The following is a 6529-nucleotide window of genomic DNA, read 5'->3' as shown; positions in this document are numbered from 1 at the left end:
TCCTCCCGGACGCCGACCTCGACCTCGCCGCCGACGCCATGGTCAACGCCGGCTTCGGCTCCGCCGGCGAACGCTGCATGGCCATCAGCGCCCTGGTCGCGGTCGGCGACATCGCCGACGAGTTGGTCGCCAAGATCAAGGACCGCACCGACACCCTCGAGATCGGCGACGGCACCCTCGATTCCGACATGGGACCGCTGGTGACCAAGGTGCACCGCGACAAGGTCGCCTCCTACATCGACGCCGGCGAAGGCGCTGGGGCGACGATTGTCGTCGACGGGCGCACCGTGCAGGCAAACGGCGGTGCGGACGGGTTCTGGCTCGGCCCCACCCTGATCGACCACGTCACCACCGACATGAGCGTGTACACCGACGAAATCTTCGGACCCGTCCTCTCCGTGATCCGCGTCGACTCCTACGACGAGGCCCTGGAACTGGTGAACTCCAGCCCGTTCGGCAACGGCACCGCCATCTTCACCAACGACGGCGGCGCCGCCCGACGGTTCCAGAACGAGGTCGAGGTCGGCATGGTCGGCATCAACGTCCCCATCCCCGTCCCCATGGCGTACTACTCCTTCGGCGGCTGGAAGAACTCCCTCTTCGGCGACACCCACGCCCACGGCACCGAAGGCGTCCACTTCTTCACCCGCGGCAAGGTCGTCACCACCCGCTGGCTCGACCCCAGCCACGGCGGACTCAACCTCGGATTCCCCCAGAACGCATAGGTACTGGTTCTCCGCGCCGGACCGTCCGCGGTCCGGCGCGGAGTCCGTTCGATCGAAAGGAACTTCATGAGCGACACCTCTCTCGCCCGCCGTCATCGGGTCGTGGTCATCGGATCGGGATTCGGCGGCCTCTTCGCCACCAAGGCCCTGAAACGGACGGACGTCGATGTCACTCTGATCGATCGGACGACGCACCACCTGTTCCAGCCGTTGCTGTACCAGGTGGCGACGGGAATCCTGTCCGAGGGTGAGATCGCGCCCGCGACCCGGCTCGTCCTCGAGGACCAGCAGAACGCGTCCGTCCTGATCGGCGGAGTCGAGAAGATCGACGTCGCCGATCGGACCGTCACCTCCACACATCGCGGCCGCACCACCGTCACCGAGTACGACAGCCTCGTCGTCTCGGCGGGCGCCCGCCAATCCTATTTCGGCAACGACCATTTCGCCGAGCACGCACCCGGAATGAAAACGATCGACGACGCCCTCGAGCTGCGCGGCCGCATCCTCGGCGCCTTCGAAAGCGCCGAGGTGAGCACCGATCCCGCCGAGCGGGCGCGACTCCTGACGTTCGTCGTGGTCGGCGCCGGGCCCACCGGAGTCGAGATGGCCGGCGAGATCGCCCAGCTCGCACACCGCACTCTCGCCGGCGCCTACCGCACCATCGATCCCCGTGACGCGCGGATCATCCTGCTCGACGCGGCGCCCACGGTGCTCCCGCCCTTCGACGACAAACTGCGTCGAGCTGCCGCCGACACGCTGGAGGATCTCGGCGTCGAGATCCAGCTCGGCGCGATGGTGACCGACGTCGACGACGACGGACTCACCGTCCGCGACCAGGACGGGGAGCGGCGGATCGAGGCCGCCTGCAAGATCTGGTCCGCCGGGGTCGCAGCCAGCCCGCTGGGCCGGCAACTGGCCGAACAGACCGGCGCCGACACCGACCGCGCGGGCCGTGTCCTCGTCGAACCCGACCTCACCCTCCCCGGCCACAGCAACGTCTTCGTCGTCGGGGACATGATGAACCGCGACGGCCTTCCCGGCGTCGCCCAGGTCGCGATCCAGGGCGGCCGCTACGCCGCGCAGCTGATCGCCGCGGAGGTGCGCGCCCACCCGAAAGGTCGCGACAAGCCCGAACGCGCCCCGTTCCGATACACGGACAAGGGCAGCATGGCCATGATCTCCCGCTTCCACGCGGTCGCGAAGGTCGGCCGCCTCCAACTGACCGGGCTGCTCGCCTGGCTGCTCTGGCTCCTGATCCACCTGGTCTACATCGTCGGCTTCAAGAGCCGACTCGCGACCGCCATCTCCTGGACCTGGTCGTTCCTGGGCAGGACCCGGGGACACCTGGCGGTCACGGAGCAACAGGTGGTCGCGAGGACAGCCATCAACCGGCTCGACGCCTGGGAAGATTCCCGGGCGGTACCCGAGGCGGCGACGGCCTCGGCACGGTGAGTACCGTCGCCTCCGTGCCTGCTTCCGCTCTCACCGTCGGCATCGACGTCGGTGGTACCAGTATCCGTGCCTGTGTGGTCGACGACACCGGCGAGGTACTCGACTCCGTCCAGGCACCCACACCGCAGTCGGCGAAAGCCCTCGAGGACGCGCTCGACCGTGCCGTCCGCGAGCTCGCGTCCCGTCATCGGATCGCCGCCGTCGGTCTCGCCGTGGCCGGATTCATCAGCTCCGACCTCACCACGGTGCGATTCGCCCCGCACCTGCCGTGGAAGAACGTGCCGGTCGCGAACGATCTGAGTGACCGGCTCGGACTGCCGGTAGTCCTCGAACACGACGCGAACGCGGCGGCGTGGGCGGAGCACCGGTTCGGTGCCGCCGCCGGTGGCCGCAATGTCGTGATGGTCGCGATCGGCACCGGCATCGGTGCGGCTCTGCTCATCGACGGCACGCTCTACCGGGGCAGTTACGGCGTCGCCCCCGAGCTGGGTCACCTCCAGGTGGTGCCGGGCGGCAGACCGTGCGCGTGCGGTAAACGGGGGTGCTGGGAACGGTATTGCAGCGGAACAGCGCTCGTCGACACGGCCATCGAGCTCCTCGCCGCCGACCCGGCGAGTTCCACGGTGCTCGCACGCGAGGTCGCGAGCGACCCGGGATCGCTCACCGGCCGCCGCATCGCGAGCGCCGCGCGGGACGGCGACCCGCTCGCCGTGCGCACCATGGAGGAGTTCGCACGGTGGCTGGGCGTCGGACTCGCCATCGTCGGTGACGTCTACGACCCCGATCTCGTCGTCGTTTCCGGTGGTGTCAGCGGTTCGGCTCCGCTGTTCCTCGACCACGCGCGAGACGTCTACGCCTCTCTCGCAACCGGTTCCGGGCACCGTCCCCTCGCCCGCATCCGGGAAACCCAACTCGGCGAATCGGCCCAGCGGATCGGGGCCGCGACGATGGCCAGGGACGCACTACTGAACGGAGCTCCGCTCCCCGTGCGTGGTTGAGGAGTCTCTGGGCTCGTCGGGCACTCACGGGCGCGGTCGAGGATTCGGGCCGTGAGCGATCGGGAAAGCATCGAACTGCATGCGTGCCTCGGTGAGGAAGCGTTGCCGGTCCTCGCTGCCATCCGGAAAAGCGCGGTGCAGGCGACGATCTCACCTCACCCACAATCGGTGCAGACCTCCCCGCGCCCTCCGACTGCTCATCGAGCGCTCCCACGACCAGCAGGACGCGAAATTGTTACACGACCTGCTCGGGAGGCGAGCCACGCACCGGCACCACCACCCGAAGGCTGCGGCGCCGGTGCCTGAGATCCAGCGATCAGTGGGTGGCGACGGCGGCGGTGCTTCCCGCAGCCGACGCGTCGGGCTTGCCTGCGCCGAGGCGGTCCTCCAACTCTTCGAGGCTGCGACCCTTGGTTTCCGGGACGAAGCGGTACACGAAGTACACCGAAATGAGGTTGACGAGGACGAACAGGCCGAAGGTTCCGGTGGATCCGAGGACCGAGTTCAGGATCGGGAAGACGAACGAGATCAAGGCGTTCGTCGTCCAGAGCACGAAGACCGCGAGGCCCATGGCGAACCCGCGGATGGCCATCGGGAAGATCTCCGAGAGCAGCAACCACACGCAGGTTCCGATGAAGCACTGCACGAAGGCGACGAACACCATCATCGCGGCGAGGATGATGTAGCTGCGGCCGGTGGACGAGGGCAGCAGGAACACCAGGGACAGCGCGGCCTGCGAGGATGCCACACCGATGAATCCGGTCAGCAGCATCGTGCGACGATTCACGAAGCCCAGCAGGATGATTCCGACAATCGTCATGACCACCGACGTGACACCGACCGCGATGGTGGCAACCAGGGACGCGCTGACACCCAACCCGCTCTGTTCCAGGATCGTCGGGGCGTAGTAGTTGACCGTGTTGATACCCGTTGCCTGCTGGACGATGGCCAGACCGCAGCCGATCCAGAGGATCCGGCGCATCCAGGGATAGTCGCGCAGATAGTGGACGGCGCCACTGACCTTCGAGTTCCGGTCGCGGGCGGCGTGGACGCTGATGCTGGCGTACTCGACTGCGGCCTCCGACTCGCTGCGGCTCAATTCGAGCGTCCTGCGGGTTTCGGCGAACCGGCCCTTCGACGCGTACCACCGCGGCGAATCCGGGAGCGCGAGCATGCCGAGCAGCAGGAGTACCGCGGGCACCGAGGCGATGGCCAGCATGTACCGCCACACCGTCGGATCCTCGATCAGGTGATCGAGTAGCGCGTTGATCGAGAAGGCGAGCATCTGACCGGTGACGATCATCAGTTCGTTGATGGTGACCATCCGACCGCGGCGCTCGACCGGCGCCATCTCGGCCAGGTAGAGCGGGCAGGTGACGGCGGCGGCGCCCACACCGAGACCGAGGACGATCCTGGCCAGCACCATGATCTCCACGTTGGGGGCCATCGCACACCCGAGGGCGCCGACGAGGAACAGTCCCGCGCAGACGAGGAGCGTGCGCTTGCGACCGAGAGCGTCCGACAACCGGCCTCCGAGCAGCGCACCGACGGCGGCACCCGGGAAGAGCAGCGAGCTCACGACAGTGGCTTCGCCGACCGCGCTGAGGTTCAGCTCGTCCTTCATGTAGAGCAGCGCACCGGAGATCACACCGGTGTCGTAGCCGAACAGCAGTCCCCCGAGCGTGGAGATGACGGTGAGCTTGGTCAGGAAGCGTTTGTGACTGCGCTCGTTACGCGCAGCGCCGCCGCTTCCGCGGGCACTGGCAGCCGAGTGGGTTGTCGACATCAGGTGTATGGCCTTTCTGGGGAATGCTCACGCATCGCGACACGGAAGATCGGTTCACGTGTGTCGATATCGCCCGAGTGCGCTCGGCTCGATGCAGCCGACGGGGCGTTCTCTCCTGGACTGAAGCGCTTCACTAACGCGCTTCAGTTACCTACTATGATGTGAATCACAGAGGGTGTCAAGGGCAGATGACGCGATGCGTGAGAATGTCCCTGACGACGCGACCGAGGGAGATCGAGATGCTCGACGATCGAGCCACCGCGCACGACGGTGCGGAACGGCTACCCGCCGGCCTGCACCGACGCCCCACGATGGCCGATGTCGCGACGCGGGCCGGGGTGTCGCGCACCCTCGTGTCACTGATCTTCAGCAACAAACCCGGCGCCTCCGACGAGACGCGGGAACGCGTCCTCCAGGCCGCGGACGAACTCGGCTACCGGCTCGACCGGGCCGCCCGCATGCTCGCCCGTGGGCGCAGTCGCACCCTCGGTGTGCTCATCGACGTCCACCAGACCTTCCAAGCCGACCTGATCGGAACCATCTACGCGGAGGCCGAGGCCGCCGGATACGAAGTCCTGCTCTCCGCGAGCGCACCCGCCCGGGACGAACACAAGGCGATCGAAGCGCTTCTCAGTCACCGGTGCGAAGGCCTGATCCTGCTCGGTCCGCTGTCCGAGGCCGACTATCTGCGGACGCTCGCGGACCGTGCCGTCGTCACCGTCGTCGGCCGCGCACTCCCCCACACCGCCGTCGACACCGTGCGGACCGCGGACGCCAAGGGCATCAGGCAGTCCGTCGACCACCTCGTCGAACTGGGACATCGTGACATCGTGCACGTCGACGGCGGAGCGGACCCGGGGTCACCCGAGCGTCGTCGCGCGTACCTCGCGGCGATGCGCAAGCACGACCTCTCCGACCACATTCGCGTCATTCCCGGTCAGCACACCGAGGACGCAGGTGTCGCCGCCGCGAACACCCTACTGGCGGAGGACCGCCTGCCGACCGCGGTGCTCGCCGGCAACGACCGCTGCGCCATCGGCCTCATGGACGTGTTCACCCGCGCCCACGTCGACGTGCCCGGCGACATCTCGATCGTCGGGTACGACGACAGCCACCTGGCACAGTTGTCGCGGATCGACCTCACCACCGTGCGGCAGGACACGGAGGGTCTGGCGCGGCGCGCCGTGCAGTTCGCCATCGGGCGACTCGAGGACGAGGACCTCGTCCCGCAGGATTTCGTGATCGACCCCCACCTGGTGGTGCGCGGCACGACCGGTCCGGCCCGGTCGTAGCCGCGTCCCCGCCGGCACCCCGATTCAGCGCAGAGGCAATGGCCTCACTTCGTGATGCTCCTCAGGTATTCGACGCTCCGGACGACGTCCCGCACGGGGCCTTCGCCTTCCGGTTCCGACGCGAGGATGGTGTCCTGTTCGAGGACGTACCAACCGTCGTAACCCTGATTCTGCAGCCGCTCGACAACCCCGGCGATATCCACGTCTCCGGTGCCCAGTGGCGTGTACATCCCCTGCGCGACGGCCTCGGTGTAGGTGAGTTCGCCCGCCCGGACC

General features: G+C 67.8%; 5 protein-coding genes and 1 pseudogene. 4 read left to right on the top strand and 2 right to left on the bottom strand.

Annotated elements, in window-relative coordinates:
* From G9373_RS44285 to G9373_RS44275, 3 genes are all read left to right on the top strand, one after another.
* On the top strand, nucleotides 1–725 hold a 725-nt coding region (locus G9373_RS44285), incomplete at its 5' end, for an aldehyde dehydrogenase family protein (RefSeq protein WP_167121144.1).
* 66 nt (nucleotides 726–791) lie between these two features.
* Nucleotides 792–2177, top strand: coding sequence for an NAD(P)/FAD-dependent oxidoreductase (locus tag G9373_RS44280; protein ID WP_167121142.1), 1386 nt, complete (start codon nucleotides 792–794; stop codon nucleotides 2175–2177).
* Complete coding sequence (locus G9373_RS44275; RefSeq protein WP_054246322.1) at nucleotides 2174–3175, top strand: ROK family protein; 1002 nt, start codon at nucleotides 2174–2176, stop codon at nucleotides 3173–3175. The genes G9373_RS44280 and G9373_RS44275 overlap by 4 nt, the downstream gene beginning before the upstream one ends.
* Before the next feature lie 316 nt (nucleotides 3176–3491).
* Here G9373_RS44275 and G9373_RS44270 read toward each other — a convergent pair whose 3' ends face one another.
* Nucleotides 3492–4961: a sugar porter family MFS transporter gene (locus tag G9373_RS44270; protein WP_005570683.1), complete on the bottom strand. Its 1470-nt coding sequence runs from the start codon at nucleotides 4959–4961 to the stop codon at nucleotides 3492–3494.
* Between the two features lie 239 nt (nucleotides 4962–5200).
* On the opposite strand from G9373_RS44270, the gene G9373_RS44265 reads away from it, so the two are divergent.
* Entirely contained in the window at nucleotides 5201–6253 is a 1053-nt protein-coding gene (locus G9373_RS44265) for a LacI family DNA-binding transcriptional regulator (protein WP_007296622.1), read from the top strand.
* Nucleotides 6254–6297: 44 nt separating this feature from the next.
* Here G9373_RS44265 and G9373_RS44260 read toward each other — a convergent pair.
* A pseudogene (locus tag G9373_RS44260) lies at nucleotides 6298–6529 on the bottom strand (inosose dehydratase); the annotation flags it as partial.

The sequence above is a fragment of the Rhodococcus sp. A14 genome (assembly GCF_011603105.1).
GTDB lineage: Bacteria > Actinomycetota > Actinomycetes > Mycobacteriales > Mycobacteriaceae > Rhodococcus_F > Rhodococcus_F opacus.
This window is presented reverse-complemented; position numbering and strand designations above follow the sequence as displayed.